21 protein-coding genes are annotated in these 18,722 nt (G+C 45.9%); 5 read left to right on the plus strand and 16 right to left on the minus strand.

Features of this window, described 5'->3' with window-relative positions; all coding sequences use genetic code 11:
• Positions 1 to 136: 136 nt before the first annotated feature.
• Positions 137 to 757 (plus strand): DUF1836 domain-containing protein, encoded by a 621-nt coding sequence (locus MUB50_RS00870; RefSeq protein ID WP_118512543.1) that lies wholly within the window; start codon positions 137 to 139, stop codon positions 755 to 757.
• 129 nt (positions 758 to 886) lie between these two features.
• Here the strand turns inward: MUB50_RS00870 and MUB50_RS00875 are convergent, their stop codons facing one another.
• A complete protein-coding gene (locus tag MUB50_RS00875; protein ID WP_015526079.1) occupies positions 887 to 1,204 on the minus strand; it encodes a YerC/YecD family TrpR-related protein in 318 nt (105 codons plus the stop codon).
• Positions 1,205 to 1,443: 239 nt separating this feature from the next.
• Between MUB50_RS00875 and MUB50_RS00880 the strand changes: the two genes are divergently transcribed.
• The 3 genes from MUB50_RS00880 to MUB50_RS00890 are packed head-to-tail and all read left to right on the plus strand — an operon-like array spanning position 1,444 to position 3,601.
• Entirely contained in the window at positions 1,444 to 2,133 is a 690-nt protein-coding gene (locus MUB50_RS00880; RefSeq protein ID WP_118623443.1) for a YesL family protein, read from the plus strand.
• The gene (locus MUB50_RS00885; protein ID WP_118623442.1) at positions 2,133 to 3,074 is read left to right on the plus strand and encodes a TIGR01212 family radical SAM protein; all 942 of its coding nucleotides are present in this window, start codon (positions 2,133 to 2,135) and stop codon (positions 3,072 to 3,074) included. The genes MUB50_RS00880 and MUB50_RS00885 overlap by 1 nt, the downstream gene beginning before the upstream one ends.
• Positions 3,075 to 3,088: 14 nt before the next feature.
• Positions 3,089 to 3,601 carry a DUF4364 family protein gene (locus MUB50_RS00890; RefSeq protein ID WP_059086750.1) on the plus strand — a complete coding sequence of 171 codons (513 nt, stop codon included), beginning with the start codon at positions 3,089 to 3,091 and terminating at the stop codon, positions 3,599 to 3,601.
• A 28-nt stretch (positions 3,602 to 3,629) separates the two neighbouring features.
• On the opposite strand, the gene MUB50_RS00895 is transcribed toward MUB50_RS00890, so the two are convergent.
• From MUB50_RS00895 to infC, 11 genes are all read right to left on the minus strand, one after another.
• Positions 3,630 to 4,952, minus strand: coding sequence for a replication-associated recombination protein A (locus MUB50_RS00895; RefSeq protein ID WP_118623440.1), 1,323 nt, complete (start codon positions 4,950 to 4,952; stop codon positions 3,630 to 3,632).
• 182 nt (positions 4,953 to 5,134) lie between these two features.
• Positions 5,135 to 5,899, minus strand: coding sequence for a polysaccharide deacetylase family protein (locus MUB50_RS00900; protein WP_118623654.1), 765 nt, complete (start codon positions 5,897 to 5,899; stop codon positions 5,135 to 5,137).
• A gap of 102 nt (positions 5,900 to 6,001) precedes the next feature.
• Positions 6,002 to 6,622 (minus strand): cytidylate kinase-like family protein, encoded by a 621-nt coding sequence (locus MUB50_RS00905; protein ID WP_118623438.1) that lies wholly within the window; start codon positions 6,620 to 6,622, stop codon positions 6,002 to 6,004.
• Between the two features lie 10 nt (positions 6,623 to 6,632).
• The gene (locus tag MUB50_RS00910) at positions 6,633 to 7,343 is read right to left on the minus strand and encodes an ABC transporter ATP-binding protein (protein WP_092071187.1); all 711 of its coding nucleotides are present in this window, start codon (positions 7,341 to 7,343) and stop codon (positions 6,633 to 6,635) included.
• A gap of 14 nt (positions 7,344 to 7,357) precedes the next feature.
• Complete coding sequence (locus tag MUB50_RS00915; protein ID WP_021651650.1) at positions 7,358 to 8,116, minus strand: ABC transporter ATP-binding protein; 759 nt, start codon at positions 8,114 to 8,116, stop codon at positions 7,358 to 7,360.
• Positions 8,117 to 8,118: 2 nt separating this feature from the next.
• Positions 8,119 to 9,192 carry a branched-chain amino acid ABC transporter permease gene (locus MUB50_RS00920; protein ID WP_182433923.1) on the minus strand — a complete coding sequence of 358 codons (1,074 nt, stop codon included), beginning with the start codon at positions 9,190 to 9,192 and terminating at the stop codon, positions 8,119 to 8,121.
• A 10-nt stretch (positions 9,193 to 9,202) separates the two neighbouring features.
• A complete protein-coding gene (locus tag MUB50_RS00925) occupies positions 9,203 to 10,087 on the minus strand; it encodes a branched-chain amino acid ABC transporter permease (RefSeq protein WP_118512549.1) in 885 nt (294 codons plus the stop codon).
• Between the two features lie 96 nt (positions 10,088 to 10,183).
• Complete coding sequence (locus MUB50_RS00930) at positions 10,184 to 11,341, minus strand: ABC transporter substrate-binding protein (RefSeq protein ID WP_118512550.1); 1,158 nt, start codon at positions 11,339 to 11,341, stop codon at positions 10,184 to 10,186.
• Positions 11,342 to 11,578: 237 nt separating this feature from the next.
• Complete coding sequence (gene rplT, locus MUB50_RS00935) at positions 11,579 to 11,935, minus strand: 50S ribosomal protein L20 (protein WP_015526090.1); 357 nt, start codon at positions 11,933 to 11,935, stop codon at positions 11,579 to 11,581.
• 33 nt (positions 11,936 to 11,968) lie between these two features.
• Positions 11,969 to 12,166, minus strand: a complete 198-nt coding sequence (gene rpmI, locus MUB50_RS00940; RefSeq protein ID WP_021651646.1) for a 50S ribosomal protein L35 — start codon at positions 12,164 to 12,166, stop codon at positions 11,969 to 11,971.
• 83 nt (positions 12,167 to 12,249) lie between these two features.
• Positions 12,250 to 12,744 carry a translation initiation factor IF-3 gene (gene infC / locus MUB50_RS00945; protein WP_118368792.1) on the minus strand — a complete coding sequence of 165 codons (495 nt, stop codon included), beginning with the start codon at positions 12,742 to 12,744 and terminating at the stop codon, positions 12,250 to 12,252.
• Positions 12,745 to 13,178: 434 nt separating this feature from the next.
• On the opposite strand from infC, the gene MUB50_RS00950 reads away from it, so the two are divergent.
• The gene (locus MUB50_RS00950; RefSeq protein WP_118512551.1) at positions 13,179 to 13,502 is read left to right on the plus strand and encodes a DUF1540 domain-containing protein; all 324 of its coding nucleotides are present in this window, start codon (positions 13,179 to 13,181) and stop codon (positions 13,500 to 13,502) included.
• 123 nt (positions 13,503 to 13,625) lie between these two features.
• Here MUB50_RS00950 and ftsZ read toward each other — a convergent pair whose 3' ends face one another.
• The 4 genes from ftsZ to MUB50_RS00970 form a co-directional block, all read right to left on the minus strand.
• On the minus strand, positions 13,626 to 14,777 hold the full coding sequence (ftsZ, locus tag MUB50_RS00955) for a cell division protein FtsZ (protein WP_118368794.1): 1,152 nt from the start codon (positions 14,775 to 14,777) through the stop codon (positions 13,626 to 13,628).
• A 252-nt stretch (positions 14,778 to 15,029) separates the two neighbouring features.
• Positions 15,030 to 16,313, minus strand: coding sequence for a cell division protein FtsQ/DivIB (locus MUB50_RS00960; protein ID WP_243164960.1), 1,284 nt, complete (start codon positions 16,311 to 16,313; stop codon positions 15,030 to 15,032).
• Positions 16,310 to 17,590: a UDP-N-acetylglucosamine 1-carboxyvinyltransferase gene (gene murA, locus MUB50_RS00965; protein WP_244789938.1), complete on the minus strand. Its 1,281-nt coding sequence runs from the start codon at positions 17,588 to 17,590 to the stop codon at positions 16,310 to 16,312. Before murA ends, MUB50_RS00960 begins: the two co-directional genes overlap by 4 nt.
• A 27-nt stretch (positions 17,591 to 17,617) precedes the next feature.
• Entirely contained in the window at positions 17,618 to 18,718 is a 1,101-nt protein-coding gene (locus MUB50_RS00970; protein WP_173752772.1) for an FtsW/RodA/SpoVE family cell cycle protein, read from the minus strand.
• Positions 18,719 to 18,722: the final 4 nt, after the last annotated feature.

The following is an 18,722-nucleotide window of genomic DNA, read 5'->3' on the forward strand; positions in this document are numbered from 1 at the left end:
CCATTTCTTTTTCCATATGAACAGTATCTTTATATACTATCATGACTTTACTTTCCGGTAAACCCACCTCTCTGAAAAAAGTTTCTTTACAAGTAGTATTTAAAACTATATAATAAGGAGCAGAGGTGATAATGCAATGACAGAAAACGAAAAAGAAATGATGAACAGCATTTTTGCAAAAATTGCTGAGCTTGATTATATAAAACCCGATGAAATTCCCAATATCGATCTTTACATGGATCAGGTCACGACCTTTATGGAAGATAATCTCGCTTCCACCAAACGTCATGATGATGACAAGATCCTGACCAAGACCATGATCAACAATTACGCAAAGAACAAGCTCCTTCCCCCGCCGGAAAAAAAGCGGTATTCCCGGGAGCATCTGCTGATGCTGATCTTTATCTACTATTTTAAAAATATCCTCTCCATCAGTGATATCCAGACCCTTCTGGGACCGATCACCGAGAAATACTTCAAGTCCGTTACAGAAAAGGACATGACTTACATCTACCGGGAGGTTTTCAGTATGGAGCAGTCACAGATCCGTTACCTGGAAAAGGATCTTATGCGCCGTTTCAAAAGTGCCGGAGAGATCTTTGAGGACGCCGACCCGGAGGATAAGGAATTCCTTCACCAGTTTTCCTTCATCTGTCTTCTTAGCTTCGACGTATATATGAAAAAAATGATCATCGAAAACATGATCGACCACATGAATTCCTCAAAAGATACTGATTCCTCAAAAAAAGACAAATAATATCCGGAGCTTACATCCGGTCATAAACGTGCGTCGCCGGACGCACCGAAAAAAAGAGACAGACGTGTGATCGCCTGTCTCTTTTTCGTTACAGCATTATCCGTTATCACCACGGTATGGACGTAAGCCTTATTCTGCTTCGCCGCCCTGCTCCCCGTTATCCTTCTTCATACGTGCAAATACCATCTCATAACCATCATTTCCATAGTTCAGGGAACGGTTCACACGGCTGATCGTAGCTGTGGAAGCTCCTGTTTTCTCGGAAATATCAAGGTATGTACGCTTATCGGTAAGCATCTTGGCTACCTCGAAGCGCTGAGATAAAGAAAGCAGCTCATTGATGGTGCACACATCCTCAAAAAATGTATAACACTCTTCCTTGTCCTTCAGGCACAGGATCGCTTCAAAAAGATGATCCACAGCCTCCGTCCTGATTTTTTTGCTCATTGTTACGCTCCTTTAAAATACATAAATTTCGTCTAATACAATACTGATATTTTAACACTCTAATTCGTGATAAGCAAGTCTTTTAGGGAAATTTAATAAACTATTTCACTATTTTGTCTTTCTATGGCGGACACATGATTTTCCTGTTTCCACAGTCTCGGAAAACATTTGGGATTTGCTTTTTCTGCTGTGATTGGGTATACTTAAAATAATATCCCAAAGAAAAGGAGACTTATCAAATGAATCGTTTTTTCAACATGGACAACAAATTCTTCGTGTTCATGGGACGCGTAGCAGATCTGCTTCTTCTGAATTTTCTGTGCATCCTCTGCTGTATTCCGGTTGTCACCGCAGGCGCCTCCATAACAGCTCTCTACTATGTCACACTGAAGATGGCAAGAGACGAAGAATCTTATATTGCCCGCAGCTTTTTCCGCTCATTCAAACAGAATTTCAAACAGGCGACCATCATCAATATCATCATGCTCCTCACCGCTGCTGTTCTGTTTATCGATCTTCGGATCGCCAGAGCCGGAAGCGGAGCTATGTACAAAGGACTTTTCAGTCTGTTCATTGCATTTGCACTGATCTATGCGATGATCCTTCTGTACATTTATCCGATCCTTTCCAAATTTTTTAATTCCATCAAGAATACCTTTGTAAATGCATTCCTGATGTCCGTCCGCCATCTTCCGCTGACACTTTTGATGCTTGTGATCTCTGCGTCTCCGCTCCTGCTGATGTGGCTTTTTGCTTATGTGAGCTACGCACAGTTTACATCCATCCTGATCATGCTTTTTATTCTGATGGGATTTTCCACGCTGGCCTACTGGAAATCAAAGATTTTTGTAAAGATCTTCGATAACTATATACCTAAAGATGAAGACGAAGAAAATGACGAAGAGAAAAACGAACTGAAAGAGGCATAATGAAACGCTGGAACGACAAGCCTTATCACTCTCTGGACTATATGCTCCGGGAGCGATACGGCGAAAAGGTCTACCGGGTTGCATTAAACGGCGGCATGTCCTGTCCCAACCGTGACGGCACCCTGGGCAAAAAAGGCTGCATCTTCTGCAGCCAGGGCGGGAGCGGAGATTTTGCAGCAAACGCCGCTCTTTCCATTACAGAGCAGATCAACACACAGATCAAAAGTCTCTCTTCCAAACGCCCGATTCATAAATATATCGCCTATTTTCAGGCATATACAAACACATACGCTCCTGTGGAACACCTGCATAAGATCTTCACAGAAGCCATCTCTCATCCGGATATCGTGGCACTGTCCATTGGTACCAGACCGGACTGTCTGGGAGATGATGTACTGGAGCTTCTTTATTCCCTGAACCAGATCAAACCGGTGTGGGTGGAGCTGGGACTCCAGACTATCCATGAAGATACCGCCAGATATATACGGCGCGGCTATCCACTGTCCTGTTTTGATACCGCATTGAAAAATCTCCGTACAGGCGACATCGAAGTAATCGTCCACACCATCCTGGGGCTTCCCGGCGAAAGCCGGAAGGATATCCTGGAAACAATGGCTTATCTGAACGCCATGGATATCCAGGGAATCAAGCTGCAGCTTCTTCATGTACTGCGTGGTACAGATCTTGCCGCTGATCATGAAGCTGGTCTTTTCCGTACTTATGAACGGGACGAGTATCTGGACCTTGTCATTGACTGCCTGGAACATCTCAGACCGGATATCGTGATCCACCGGGTCACCGGCGACGGACCGAAGGATCTGCTGATCGCACCTTTATGGGCCAGCCGCAAACGTGAAGTTTTAAATCTTCTTCATCACCGGATGAAAGAAAGAGCAAGTTTTCAGGGAAAAGCTCTCGAAGCCCTTTCCCGCAGCCAGTAAAAAGGAGGATTCTTATGGCATCACCTTTTACAACCTATAAGCTTATTATTTTATATATGCTGCAGAATTCCGATGGGGATCTCACAAATTCCCAGATCACCGATTTTATCCTGGACCGGAAATACACCAATTATTTTCAGCTCCAGCAGGCAGTTTCCGAACTTGTGGAGGCAGATCTGGTGGAAATGTCTTCACAGTCCAACCGCAGTTACTATCGACTGACCTCGGAGGGAAAAAACACTCTGAAATATTTTTCCAAAGAACTTTCTTCTGACATCAAGAAAGAAGTGGAAGAATATCTCAATTCCCTCCACTGCAAGATCGAAGAACATCTCCTGACTCCTGCTGATTACTATCCCACCAAAGAGGGCAGCTACTCGGTACGTCTGCGTATCATTGAAAGCGGTGTCAGCATCGTTGATCTCAGCATCAATGTTCCAAATCTTGCTGCTGCACAGTCTGTATGCGAAAGCTGGCCTTATAAATACCAGAATGTTTATGACAAAATAATGGAGGAGCTTCTCTGAGAGGCTCCTCCGTTTTACTTATATTCATTTATTTCGCTTCTTCGTGGATCTTCTTCATGTGCTCTTTCAGTTTCTTTTCATATCCCATATCACTGAGCTCGTAAAAATGTTCTCCTTCGATTTCTGATGGCAGATACTGCTGATTTACATAATGGTTCGGATAATCATGGGCATATTTATATCCGATACCATGACCCAGACTTTCGTGGCCACCATAATGGGCATCCTGCAGATGCACCGGAACGGTTGTCTTCTTCGCCTTCACGCAGCGCATGGCTTCCTGTATGGCATTTACTGCTGAATTGCTCTTGGGTGCACAGGCCATGTATGTAACTGCCTGGGAAAGAATGATCTGGGACTCCGGCATTCCCACACGTTCCACTGCCTGTGCTGCTGCCGTCGCCACGCAGAGGGCCTGGGGATCTGCATTTCCGATATCTTCAGAGGCAAGGATCATGATTCTTCTTGCGATAAATTTCACATCTTCTCCTGCATAGAGCATTTTTGCCAGATAATAGACTGCCGCATCTGGGTCGGAGCCTCGCATGCTCTTGATAAAGGCGGAAATGATATCATAATGATTGTCCCCGTTCTTATCGTAGCGCACCACACGCTTCTGGATACACTCAGAAGCCACCTCAAGGGTCAGATGGATCTTACCGTCTGTATCCCGGGGCGTGGTGAGGATTCCCAGCTCTACGGCATTTAAAGCGCTTCTGGCGTCTCCTCCTGCCATATCTGCCAGAAATTCCAGAGCATCCTCCTCGATCACCGCCCCATAGCTTCCCATTCCACGTTCCGGATCGTTAACCGCACGCAGGATCAGTTCCTTTATTTCCGGTATCTCCAGGGACTTCAGTTCAAAGATGATCGATCTTGAAAGAAGCGCTCCGTTTACCTCAAAATATGGATTCTCTGTTGTGGCCCCGATAAGAATGATGGTTCCGTCTTCAACAAAAGGAAGAAGATAATCCTGCTGTCCCTTGTTGAAACGGTGGATCTCATCAATGAACAGAATGGTCTTTTTCCCATACATGCCGAGATCGTCCTGTGCCTGTTTTACAACTGCTTCCATATCTTTCTTCCCTGCTACGGTTGCATTGATCTGCGTAAAGCTGGCGCTTGTAGTATTGGCGATGACTTTTGCCAGGGTGGTCTTTCCGGTTCCCGGAGGGCCGTAAAAGATAACTGATGTCAGCTTATCCGCCTTTATAGCACGATACAGCAATTTATCTTTTCCTACAATGTGCTGCTGCCCCACCACCTCATCCAGCGTTCGCGGACGCAGCCTGGATGCAAGGGGCGATTCCTGATCCAGCGTTTTTGACTTTGCGTATTCAAATAAATCCATGGTTTTCACTCCTGTATTTTCTGTAAAAAGCGGATATTCACGATCCGTATTCTTTTCATAGATCTGTATCCGGCAACGATCGTTTCATTTGTTTCCGGCATACGGACAGATTCCTTATTTTTATAATTTTACCTGTTTGCACATAAAAAAGCAATCGTTTCTGCCTTTTCGGCAGATCACAGTTACATTACAAGCAGTTGATCTGCAGTTACCAGGTCATAGCCTTCTTCCGTAAGCATATCCGCGATCTCCAGGGCTGCTTCCACAGAGGTAGAAAAGCTGTCATGCATCAGGATAATGGAGCCATCCTTCACTTGTCTTTTTACGATATTTTCCACAGAACGGACATTTTTTGATTTCCAGTCCAGGGTATCCACATCCCAGAATACCGGCAGCATGGTCACGCAGAGCTCCAGATCCTTCGGCCAGGCACCGTAGGGCGGGCGAAGATACATGGGATACTCTCCGGTGATCTCGTAGATCTCATTATTCGTCTTTATGATCTGCTGACAGGCCTGATCACCTGGAAGCTTATCAAGCTGCACGTGATCATACGTGTGATTACCGATGAGATGGCCGTCTCTCTGCATCTGCGTTACGATCTCCTCATTTCCCCGGATATTTTTTCCCATAAGAAAAAATGTGGCATGGATTCCACGCTTCCGCAGGCCATCCAGAAGCAGAGGTGTATATGTTGCATTCGGTCCGTCATCAAAGGTAAGAGCCACACGTGGTCGATCCTCTTTTTCGCTTCTGTCAGAGGCTGTCTCAGCCACCGGTTCTGCTGCTTTGTGTCCGTACTGTGCCGCCACCAGCCGGAGCATCCCCTCACCGGCGATCATTCTGGTCACCTGCATTTGAAATGCACTGTCTGACATTTTTCCATATCCGCTGAGCAGGATCAATACCACTGCCACTACACAGAAATATTTTTTTCGCTTATCCATATTTCCCGCCGGATCAAATATACTTTTCCACAATATATGAAAAAATCCCCGAGAAAAGACTTTTTGCTCTTCTTTCCCGGGGAGTATTCTCTGATATATGTCTTATTTCTTCAGGATCTCAAGTGCACTCTCGATCTCTTCCACGCATTTTTTATAGCCAAGGGTACCGTTATCCAGGCACAGATTGTATTTCGTCATGTCTGTCCAGTCAACACCCATGAATCGTTTGCAGAAATCTTCTTTGCGTTTGTCATCTTTATGCATGAATTTCTCAATGTCCTTTGTGGTTCCGCTGAGCTTCTTGCTTGCCTCGCGGATACGGAAATCCCAGTCTCCGTAAACAAACACACGAAGAACATTGGAATAATCCTTCAGGATCATATTTGCACAACGTCCGATGATCACACAGGACTCTGTTTCTGCCAGCTGCCGGATCACCTTTGCCTGATAATTAAACAGGTTCTCATCTGATGTGAAATCCTTGCTCTGAGGCGGGATCAGCTCACCCTTGTAGATTCCGGACTTTGCAAAAAATCTCTGCTTTGTGCTGACATTTTCATCTGCCCTTCCAAAAAGCTGCTCATGAATGCCGCTCTCCTCAGATGCCATGCGGATGATATCCTTGTCATAGTAAGAAATCCCTAATTTCTTTGCAAGCTCCTCTCCGATGGTACGTCCGCCGCTTCCATACTGTCTTGCAATGGTAATTACGAAATTATCCATGTCTTTCCCCCTACTCTCCAAGGTATGCCTTCTGAACAGCCTCATCGTTCAGAAGATCCTCAGCCTTTCCATCCATAGTGATGCTTCCTGTTTCCAGAACATAGGCACGGTCTGCAATGGAAAGTGCCTTCTTTGCATTCTGCTCAACAAGAAGTACCGTAGTTCCGCTCTCGCTCACCTCACGGATAATGTCAAAAATCTCATTTACAAAGATCGGTGACAGACCCATGGACGGCTCATCCATCAAAATGATCCTTGGTCTGCTCATCAGTGCACGTCCCATGGCAAGCATCTGCTGCTCACCACCGGAAAGTGTTCCGGCACGCTGTCCTTTACGTTCTTCCAGACGCGGAAATCTCTTGTATACACTTGCAAGACTCTCTGCGATCTCTGCCTTGTCCTTTCTTGTATAGGCTCCAAGGAGCAGATTCTCATAAACGGACATATCCGCAAATACACGTCTTCCCTCCGGAACATGCGCCATCCCCATCTCTACGATCTTATGAGCCGGTGTTCTTGTGAGGTCTTTTCCCTCAAACACAATGCTTCCGGACTTCGGAGAAAGAATTCCGGTAAGTGTCTGAAGTGTGGTTGTCTTTCCGGCGCCATTGGCACCGATCAGCGCAATAACCTCTCCCTGATTTACATGAAAAGAAATTCCCTTCAGAGCCTGGATCACACCATAATAGACCTGGAGGTCCTTTACTTCCAACATTGCCATTGTCTCGTTCCTCCTTATTCTCCCAGATATGCAGTGATAACCGTCGGGTCTTTCAGCACTGCAGATGTTTCACCCTGGATCAGTACCTGACCGAAGTTCAGAACTGTAAGTTCCTCACAGATACCGCCCACCAGTTTCATGTCGTGCTCGATCAGAAGAACAGTCATATCAAAATGCTCCCGCACAAAACGGATAGTATCCATCAGCTCCTGTGTCTCATTCGGGTTCATACCAGCCGCCGGCTCATCCAGGAGAAGAAGCTTCGGCTCTGTGGCAAGAGCTCTGGCAATCTCCAGCTTACGCTGTTTACCATAAGGCAGGTTTCCTGCCAGAGTATCCGCTTCCTTATCCAGATCAAAAACCCTCAGTATCTCCATTGCACGTTCATTCATCTCTTTTTCTACCTTGTAATATTTCGGCAGTCTTAAGATCCCGGTCAGTGTGGAATATGGATGATGATTGTGAAGTCCTACTTTTACATTGTCAAGAACCGGCATATCCTTGAAAAGACGGATATTCTGGAAAGTTCTTGCGATTCCGGCCTTGTTGATCTCAATGGTGCTTTTTCCTGTGATGTCCTGGCCGTCAAGTTTAATGATTCCCTCTGTAGGCTTATACACTCCTGTGAGAAGATTGAATACTGTTGTCTTACCGGCACCATTAGGTCCGATCAGTCCATAGAGCTGTCCCTTCTCAATGGTCATATTAAAGCCGTCAACAGCACGAAGACCGCCGAACTGGATAGACAGATTATTTACTTCCAGCATTGCCATGATCAGGCCACCTCCTTTTTCTCTTTTTTGCCTTTGAATTTCTCTACCATACGTGCTCTCCAGTCTCTTGCTGCCGGTGCCCAGTTAAAGAGCATCATGATGATCAGCACGATGGCATAGATCAGCATACGGTAGTTTGCAAATCCGCGGAGAAGCTCAGGCAGCGCATAAAGGATAATGGTTGCGATGATCGATCCTCTGATATTTCCGATCCCGCCAAGTACCACATATACCAGTACCAGGATGGACATGTTGTAATCAAATACAGATACCTTCAGAAGAGAAAGATTATGTGCATACAGCACGCCTGCCACTCCTGCAAGGGCTGCGGAAATTGTAAATGCAAGCAGTTTATATCTGGTGATATTGATTCCTACGGATTCTGCTGCGATACGATTATCTCTGGTTGACATAATTGCGCGACCACTTCTGGAATTTACCAGGTTCTGTACAATAAACAGAGTCAGAAGGAGCAGGAGCACACCGATCAGGAAAAAGTAACTCTTGATATCTTTATAAAGGGTTGCTGTTCCGGAAATACCAAGGGCACCCTTGAGGATCTGCTTTCCGCCGGCTTCCAGATGAAGACCTGCCGCACTGGTTGCAACATGAATACCCTTGTCATCCACACCAATATAAAGCACGTTGATCAGGTTCTTGATGATCTCACCGAATGCCAGTGTAACGATGGCAAGATAATCCCCGCGGAGACGAAGTACAGGGATACCGATGATCACACCGAACAGGGCTGCAACTGCCGCACCTACAAGGATCGCAAGGATAAAGCGCGGAACCTGCGGGATAGAATCTGCAGCCACCTGAGAAAACAGGGCGCTGGAAAAGGCTCCCACGCACATAAAGCCTGCATGTCCAAGACTCAGCTCACCGGAAAAACCAACTACCAGATTCAACGAAACGGATGCGATGGTATAAACACAAAGAGGAACCAGAAGTCCCATAAGCAGTCTGGAAAGATTTCCCGTCGAGGAAAGCGCCTGCACAATGATAAAAAGTACAATGACGATTCCATAATTGATCATATTGTTTCTTGTTGTTTTGTTCTTCATATTCTTCATATCGGCCACCTTACACTTTCTCCTGGATGTTCTTGCCGAACAGTCCGGTAGGTTTTACAAGAAGCACGACGATCAGAACAGCAAATACGATCGCATCTGCAACCTGGGAAGAAATATAAGCCTTTCCGAAGATCTCGATGATTCCCAGAAGGATACCGCCTACCATAGCTCCCGGAATAGAACCGATTCCACCGAATACAGCAGCTACGAAAGCCTTGATACCAGGCATGGCTCCTGTGTATGGAGTCAGTGTCGGATATGTCTGGCAGAGCAGAAGTCCTGCAATGGCCGCAAGTCCGGAACCGATGGCAAATGTGAGGGAGATCGTTGCATTAACGTTAACTCCCATCAGCTGTGCTGCATCCCTGTCCTCGGAAACAGCCTGCATGGCGCGTCCAGGTTTGGTCTTTTTTACAAAGAAAGAAAGTCCCACCATGATGATGATACATGCAAGAATGGTCACGATAGTGATTCCCTTAATGGTAAGTTCTCCGTCAAACAGTGTGATGGACGGAACCTTGATAACTGACACGAAGCTCTTGGCGTCTGCGCCAAAGATCAGGAGTGCCAGGTTCTGAAGCAGATAACTGACACCGATAGCCGTGATCAGAACGGCCAGGTTTGAGGAAGCTTTTCTAAGCGGACTGTAAGCTACCTTCTCAATGACAACACCAAGCAGTGTACAGATCACCACGGAAAGGATCACTGCAAGGATCGGTGACATACCGCCTCTTGTGATACAGGTAAGGATGATATAAGCTCCTACCATGATAACATCTCCGTGTGCGAAGTTCAGCATCTTGGCAATACCGTAAACCATAGTATATCCAAGTGCAATGATCGCATAGATACTGCCAAGACTGATGCCGTCTTTCAAATAAGATATAAAACTCATAACGCACCTCTTTTAATTGTTTATTGATAAGGGAAAAAGGGGACGGTTCCCACTAAAGGTGACCGTCCCCTGACCCCTAACGTTAACAGAAATTACTTATTTCATCTCTACATAAGCACCGTCTTTGATCTCGAATGCTTTCGGCTCTTTATCACACTCACCATCCTCGGTCCATTTTGCTTTTCCGGTAAGTCCGTCAAGCTCGATGTTTGCCATGGATGCGCTCATTGCTGCACTGATGTCTGCATTTTCCATATCTGGTGTGATCTTTGCATCGTCAGCTGCAAGCTGCATTGCGTAAAGTACATCATATGTATCTGCCGCAAACTGGTTCGGGATCTCACCGTTGTGAGCATCGCCGTATGCTTTTACGAAGTTCTGGCTCTTCTCATCTGTGGATGTTGCTGAGAATGGTGTCAGGAGCATAACGCCCTCTGCAAGAGATTTATCAAAGTTCTCTACGTTAAGGATACCATCCATACCGTCTACACCGAAGAATTTAATATCCATTCCTGCCTCAGATGCCTGCTGAAGGATCAGCGCATTGTCGGAATAGTAGTTCGGAAGGAAAAGAAGCTCAGCGCCGCTCTTCTTGATCTTTGCAAGCTGTACAGAATAGTCTGTGTTGCTGTCTGTTGTGTAAGCCTCATCTGCAACTACTTCAAGTCCGTCATCAGCAGCTGCTGCAACGAATGCGTCATGTACACCGGAGTTGTAGTCAGCAGCAGAATCATAAAGTACTGCTACTTTCGTTGCAAGTTTGTGCTCGGAAATGTACTGAGCAGATTTTGTTCCCTGTGCCGGGTCTGTGAAGCACATACGGAACTCGTTTGTTCCTGCTGTGATACAGTCAAGTGCTGTTGCGGATGGTGTGAAGAGGAATGTATCCTCAGCTGCCTCAGCTCCTACTGCGATACAGGAACCGGATGTTACAGTTCCACAGAGCATCTGCATTCCTTTATCGATCAGGTCATTGTATGCGTTAACAGCCTTCTCCGGATCTCCCTGGTCATCACCTGCATCAAGGATCTCAACCTTATATCCGTTGAAACCTCCGTTCTCGTTGATCTCATCTGCAGCGATCTTTGCTGCGTTGTATACGTTAGTACCGTACTGTGCGTAATCACCTGTCATCGGTCCGATCACACCGATCTTAAATGTCTCATCTGCTGCAAAAACTGATGCAGGCATCATCATAGCTGCTGTCATCGCTGCTGCTGATGCAACGCCGATTACTTTCTTCCAATTCTTCATAATAATCTCTCCTCCTGCGCTTTGTCGCGTTACTAATGTTTAATGGTAAAATTATAGCATCGCATATTTTTTATTTCAAGGACAAATTTTGTTATCTGCTGTTTTTCGTCTGATTGCACAACACGGACACTTGTCCGCTGTACAGCTTGTGTTGTTTTTCGGCAAATTGTCTGAATTTTTTCACGCAAAAAAATCCAGGGAAAACTCCCTGGACTTCTTCGTCTCTTAATACTTTACTTATGCGATTGCTTTCTTAGCGATCTCAGCAAGTGCTGTGAAGCCTGCTGCATCGTTAACTGCCATCTCTGCAAGCATCTTTCTGTTGATGTCGATGTTTGCAACCTTAAGGCCGTGCATCATTTTGCTGTAGGAAAGTCCGTTCATTCTTGCTGCTGCGTTGATACGAGCGATCCAGAGCTGTCTGAACTGACGTTTCTTCTGCTTTCTTCCTGCGTAGGAACTTGTAAGAGCTCTCATTACAGACTGTTTTGCTACTCTATACTGTTTAGAACGGGCTCCTCTGTAGCCTTTCGCCAGTTTTAATGTACGGTTATGTCTTTTCTTTGCGTTTAATCCGCCTTTAATTCTTGCCATTTCTTAATTCTCCTCCTGTTCGTCTTCTCTATCTTATAAATATGGTAATACTTTCTTCATGCTCTTTACGTTAGTAGAATCAACAACAGTAGATTTTCTCAGATTTCTCTTTCTCTTCTGAGATTTCTTTGTAAGGATATGGCTCTTGTAGGCTTTATTTCTTACTAATTTTCCTGTACCTGTTTTTTTAAAGCGCTTTGCTGCTGCTCTGCAAGTTTTAATTTTTGGCATTATGAATTCCTCCTTGATTTGGTACTTCTAAATTTTATATAGCATCCCGTTCTGCCCGGCTGTTGCCGTGAAGACTGAGATATCTACCGTTTCTCAGTCAGAAACATAGTCATGCTTCTGCCTTCTATCTTCGGAGCCTTCTCTACAGTCGCTATATCGGACAGAAGATCTGCGAAGTCGTCAAGCACATGCTTACTGCTGGCCATGTGTGCCATCTCTCTTCCGCGGAAACGAAGTGTAACCTTAACTCTGTCACCCTTGCTAAGGAACTTTCTTGCTGCATTTACCTTCGTCTTCAAATCATTCGTATCAATGTTCGGGGAAAGACGCACTTCTTTGACATCGATGGTTTTCTGCTTTTTTCTGGCCTCTTTTTCTTTTCTTGCAAGCTCGTAACGGTATTTACCGTAATCAATGATCTTGCATACCGGCGGTTTCGCCTGTGGGGCAATCTTTACAAGGTCAAGTCCTGCCTCCTGCGCTTTCGCCATCGCTTCTCTGGCGGACACGATTCCAAGCTGAGCTCCGTCCGGACCAATCAAGCGTACCTCTCTGTCTCTGATCTGTTCGTTAATCATTAAACCGCTAATTGTTGTACACCTCCATGAACATGATAGAATTATTTTTTTCTCATTAATGTAGCTAAAGCCGCACAAAAAAAGCGCAGACAGATGTCCACACTTCAAACAATTACACCTGCGCACCGATGGTTGATCCGTTCGCAGTACTGTGCAATATTGACCTGAGTCGCTTATCTTCAGCGCTGAGGTGAGAGTGAACTCTGCTTTCTTTTCGCTACGTACTTTAAGAGGATACCATGGTGTCTGCTATTTGTCAACTGTTTTTTTATATTATTATGTATTTTTTTGAGTATGATTTTTTCTTCTTTCGGACATACTATGCAACATCGGAATCTGTCAGGCTTTATCGCAGTGCTGACGATCAGACAGGGTGCGCATTCCGGCAGGCTGACGGTTTCCGGTAAAATCATAATTATCAGGAGGACACTTTTATGACAAATCTTAAATGTTCCGCACACAACTGCTACTATAACAAAAATTCTCTCTGTTCCCGGGGAGCCATCAATGTTGAAGGAGCAGATGCACGTTATGCAGATGATACCGCCTGTGAAAGCTTCCGTGCTCAGGAAGAAGGTTCTGTAAAAAATGCCGCAGATCCCTGCTATGGGTGTGAGACCGTTAACATCGACTGCAAAGCACACAACTGTACCTACAATGAGCACTGCAAATGCACCGCAGCTTCCATCAATGTATCCGGTGCCAATGCTCATCGCTGCTGTGATACAAAATGTGATACTTTTCACTGCGAATGCTGATATCCTGAACGGAACTCCTGTTTCCATACAGAGCAGTCATTCCTGTTTCTTTTGATCGAAGAGTCAAAAAGATCCGGCAACGTTCCAGATGGAACCTCTGCCGGATCTTATCATGTTCATTTATTATCTGTTCTTAAGAAAATCCGGGATCTGGATATCCTTTTTCTGAACAGTGCTTGTAGGAGCCTTTGTTCCAAACTGTGTGGAATTCATAGTCGGCAGGCTGAAGCTTGGCATGTTAAGGTTCATACCACCTGGCTGTGACTGGCTTGTTTTTTTGGTGTTTCCAAATACAGAATTGGAAGCTCTGTTTCCAAATGGTGTGTTCTGAAGGTTATTGTCTGTAAGACCTGTAGCAATAACTGTAATTCTTGCATAATCTGCAACAGAATCATCATACATAGCACCAAAGATGATGTTTGCCTCCTCACCTGTAAGCTCCTGTACATAGCTTGCAGCATCGTTGGCATCCATAAGAGAAATATCTCCGGAAATGTTGATGATCACATGAGTAGCGCCCTTGATGGTTGTCTCAAGAAGCGGAGAAGATACCGCCTGCTGTACAGCCTCCATAGCCTTGTCATCGCCTCTTGCCTCACCGATACCGATGTGAGCGATTCCCTTGTCCGTCATGACTGTCTGCACATCTGCAAAGTCAAGGTTGATCAGAGCCGGCAGATTGATCAGGTCTGTGATACCCTGTACTGCCTGCTGAAGAACTTCATCAGCCTTACGCAGTGCTTCCGGCATGGTTGTTCTTCTGTCAACGATCTCAAGTAACTTGTCATTGGGGATGACAATCAAAGTGTCAACTGCTTTCTTCAGATTCTCGATTCCCGCAAGTGCATTGTTCATACGGGTCTTTGCTTCAAAACGGAAAGGCTTGGTAACAACACCGACAGTCAGGATACCCATCTCTTTTGCCGCACCGGCAATCACAGGAGCAGCTCCGGTTCCGGTTCCGCCTCCCATACCACAGGTAACGAAAACCATGTCCGCTCCCTCGATGATCTTCTTAACTTCCTCAATGCTCTCCTCAGCTGCCTTCTGTCCAACCTCCGGCTGTGCGCCGGCGCCGAGACCTTTCGTAATTTTCTCACCAATCTGAAGTACAGTCGGAGCTTTACACAGTGTCAGAGCCTGTTTATCGGTATTAACACCTACAAACTCAACTCCGCCAATGGCCTCTTCCACCATTCTGTTTACCGCATTATTACCTGCGCCACCTACTCCAATTACAATAATTTTCGCAGAAGACTCAGCCTCATTCGTCATTATCTCTAACAATGTACTTCCTCCTTTATTTCTACCTGATATCCGATTCAGTGTAATAATCTATTCCAAGCTACATATACACATAGTTATATCATATATTTTTTTCGGTAATTAATCAACCATTAATTTTGTTTTTTTATACTTTTTTCACTAAATTTCGGCACTGTTTCTATTAACCGAAACATTTACAAAACAATCTCTGGCAAAATGCCCAAATACCGGTACTATACATTAAGAAAGCTTTTTTTATCTTTACTCATAATCGTACTCATCACTGTAATCGCTGTACGTATTTTCATCATAATCCTCAGACCCGTCTCCCAGATCACTGCTGTGATCAGCCTCTTTCCCGATGCTGTCCAGGCTGCTGTCTGAAGAATCTTCTTCATTTTCCGGATCTTTGGTATCCGTACTCTGAGCATCTGGATCTTCGGAGTCTGTTCTGTCTCCAGAGCTTTCTGCCGAGGCCTGATAATCCTCCAGAGTACCTACGTAATTGCCATCACGGTCATATTCACTGACTCCGTCATAGCCGCCGTCTTCCCGGTAACCGCCCTTCCAGTTTCCTTTTTCTGCCATGGTTTCTTCTGTGGGGGCTTCGCCTACATAGGTCATGTTGGCATCGTACTCACCACTGCCTGTGTAATCTCCCTCTTCATCATAACCACCCACCCAGTTTTCCTGCGCATACTCCAGATCCGTCTGCGGTTTCGGTCCTACATAGTTACCATTTTCGTCATATTCGCCTTCTCCGGTATAATTTCCCTCCTCATCATAGCCACCGGTCCAGTTTTCTGCGGAAGTCTGGCTCTCATCCTGTTCCTGCTCCAGGGTAATGTTCTTTGAATTATCATTTACATTTTCTGCATGGAGAATTCCTTTTTTTCCGGAAATCATCGGAAGGATAGCCAGAACTCTGGTCATTTTGTCTTCCAGATATTCATCCTTTCCAAGTTTAACTGTGATATCCCCGTAAACAAGACTGATCTGTCCGTCATCTTCAAATTCAATGTGATCCGGAACCTTATCATTTTTTGCAAAAATAGTAGAAAGAGCAACTGCCGTGTTCATCACCGTTTCATCCTTGATGGGGAGTTTCTCGTTCTGGATCACTTTTTTGACTTTGATCCCGTCAAAAAACGGGATTTTTTCGTCACGTTCCGTGGACCCTTCCACAAAAATACCGTTTCTGTCAAAATAAATATAACTGTCCAGATAAGGGATACAACCAACGATATCCTTCTCCTTCACACTGACACAGATGGTGTGCCGGTTCAGCCTTGTTACGGTATAGCCTTCTACAAAAGGAACATCTTTTGTGTTCTGCTTAGTATAAAGAAGCGGTGCAAAAACAGAATTGGATGCCAGCGGTCCCCTGAGTACCATCTTCCTGATCTGTTTTTCAGAATAATGGCTACTGCCCATCACCTGCACTTCATCTACCTGATAATACGTAAAAAAGAAAATAATTCCTGCCAGCAGCAGGACAAGAAGTACGCCAACTGCTTTCAGTGACTTTTTTTTTGATGTTTTCATAAAGTTCCTCTGTCCTTTATCAGCAGACCGCCCAGTGCGGTCAGATCCTCACAGATATGTTCATAGCCTCTTTCTATGAAACAACAGCCCCGGATCCTGGTAATCCCCTGCGCGGCAAGTGCTGCGATCACAAGTGCCGCACCACCGCGAAGCTCCTCTGCTTCCACAGTACAACCGGTCAGGGGCTGCCCTCCGTATATCACAGCAACTCCATCCCGGATCTGGATCTGTGCTCCCATTTTACAGAGCCATGAAGCTGTTTTATATCTGTCTTCAAAAATCTTCTCGCGGATCCTGCTCACTCCCGGGATCGTGGCCAGTACCGCCATCGCAGGAGACTGCAGGTCTGTAGGAAATCCCGGATAAACTTCTGTTTCCAGAAGCTCCAGGGGAAAACCTGTATTTTTTCCGTTGACTATTAGTTTACCACCTACCCTGCGGCATTGTCCACCCATTTTCCGATATACATCCAGGATTCCACCCATTTCCTCCAGAGGCGGATTTTCCAGGATGATCTCTCCTCTGGTTGCCGCCGCTGCCATTAGATAGGTTCCGGCGACAATACGGTCTGGTGGAATGCAGTCATCGCCAGCTTCAAGCTTCTCCACTCCTTCAATACAGATACAGCCTTTTTCATGAATCCGGATCTTTGCCCCCATTCCGGTAAGATAATGGCAAAGCCAATAAATTTCCGGTTCACAGGCACAGCCGTTAAGAACTGTTTTCCCCTCTGCAAGGACCGCTGCCAGAATGCCCTGTTCTGTAGCGCCTACACTTCTTTTTTGAAAAAACATCTCTGCACCTCGGAGTTTTCCACAGGATGCCCGGATCATCCCGCCGTTTTCCACCACAGCTGCCCCAAGGCGGCGCAAAACCTGGATATGAAGATCCACCGGCCGCTTTCCGATCACACAGCCTCCGGGATATCCTGTCTGTGCCTTTTTGCTCCGCCCCAGCATTGCTCCCATTAAGATCACGGAAGAACGCATTTTTCCGGAATAACACTCCGGTATCATGGTGCCGTCCGCATGGCTGCAGTCCAGATAAAGATCTTGACCTTCCCACCAGGTTTCTGCCCCCAGATATTTCAGGATCTTTTCCATCAAATATACATCACTGATTCTCGGGCATCCCCGCAGTACACTGGTCCCGGTGCTTAAGAGTGCTGCTGCCATAACCGGAAGTGCCGCATTTTTTGACCCCTGGATCCGGACGCTTCCATGCAGCGGCCTGCCTCCGGTCACGATGATCTCATCGATCTCATTCAAGTATTCCACTCCTAAAAGGGCCTCTTACTTGTTATTCTATGTGATCCTTCCATGTCTGTGACTGCTGACACTTAAGGCCAGCCCCATTTCCCCCAGAAGAAAAACAACAGAAGTTCCGCCATAGCTTACAAAGGGCAGAGTGATCCCGGTGTTGGGAATCGTATTCGTTACTACTGCAACATTCAGGACCACCTGGATCGCCATATGTGCCATGATCCCGGCGCACAGCAGCGTTCCCTGCAGATCCCGGCAGTTTAATGCCAGAATACAAAGCCTCCAGATCAGAATGCCAAACAGAAAAAGTGTCAGAAAGGCTCCCAGTATCCCCGTTTCCTCACACACAATAGAAAATATCATATCATTCTGGGCTTCCGGGACAAATCCCAGCTTCTGCAGACTGTTCCCGAACCCCTTGCCAAAGATCCCTCCGCTTCCGATTGCATACAGGCCCTGTATAGTCTGAAATCCTTTTTCATATTTTTCCGGATCCCGCCAGATTGCCAGGCGTTCCAGACGATAACTCTCCGCGGCAAGAAAAACCGCAATAAATCCTGTCCCCGCACCTCCAAGCGCGAGAAACTGCAGATATCTGGGATTGGCCACAAAGATCAGCAGCACACCGATCCCTAGAATGATCACCGCTGTGCTTAAGTTATTGGAGCCCACCAGACCTGCTACCGGAAGCAAAGTCATCATAGTCCTGCAGATAAACCAGAATCCGGTTGTTTTGCTTTTTGTATTGCTGATCTGCCATACCAGGAACAATATCACTGCCACCTTGGAAAACTCCGACGGCTGAAAGGAAAGCGGCCCCAGGTTCAGCCACCTCTTCGATCCATTGATCTCCTGTCCGAAAAGCAGGACTGCAGCAGACAGAAAAAGTGAAAAAATATAGGCAGCCGGCGCCAGCTTTACAAACAGCCGGTAATCTACCCGTGATGCCAGATACATAACAAGCAGCCCCAGTGCCGTGGCAAAGAGCTGCTTTTTAAAATAATAGGCAGAGTCGTGGAAACGTACTCTGCCATTATATTCACTTGCCGAAAAAAGCGCCCCGAGTCCCAAAACCACCAGAATCAGAACCAGTACCCAGAGAACGGTATCTGTCTTTCCGGTCTGTTTCTGTCCTGCCTTCATGCAT

The organism is Blautia sp. NSJ-140 (assembly GCF_022868965.1).
In the GTDB taxonomy this organism is placed as follows: Bacteria; Bacillota; Clostridia; order Lachnospirales; family Lachnospiraceae; genus Blautia_A.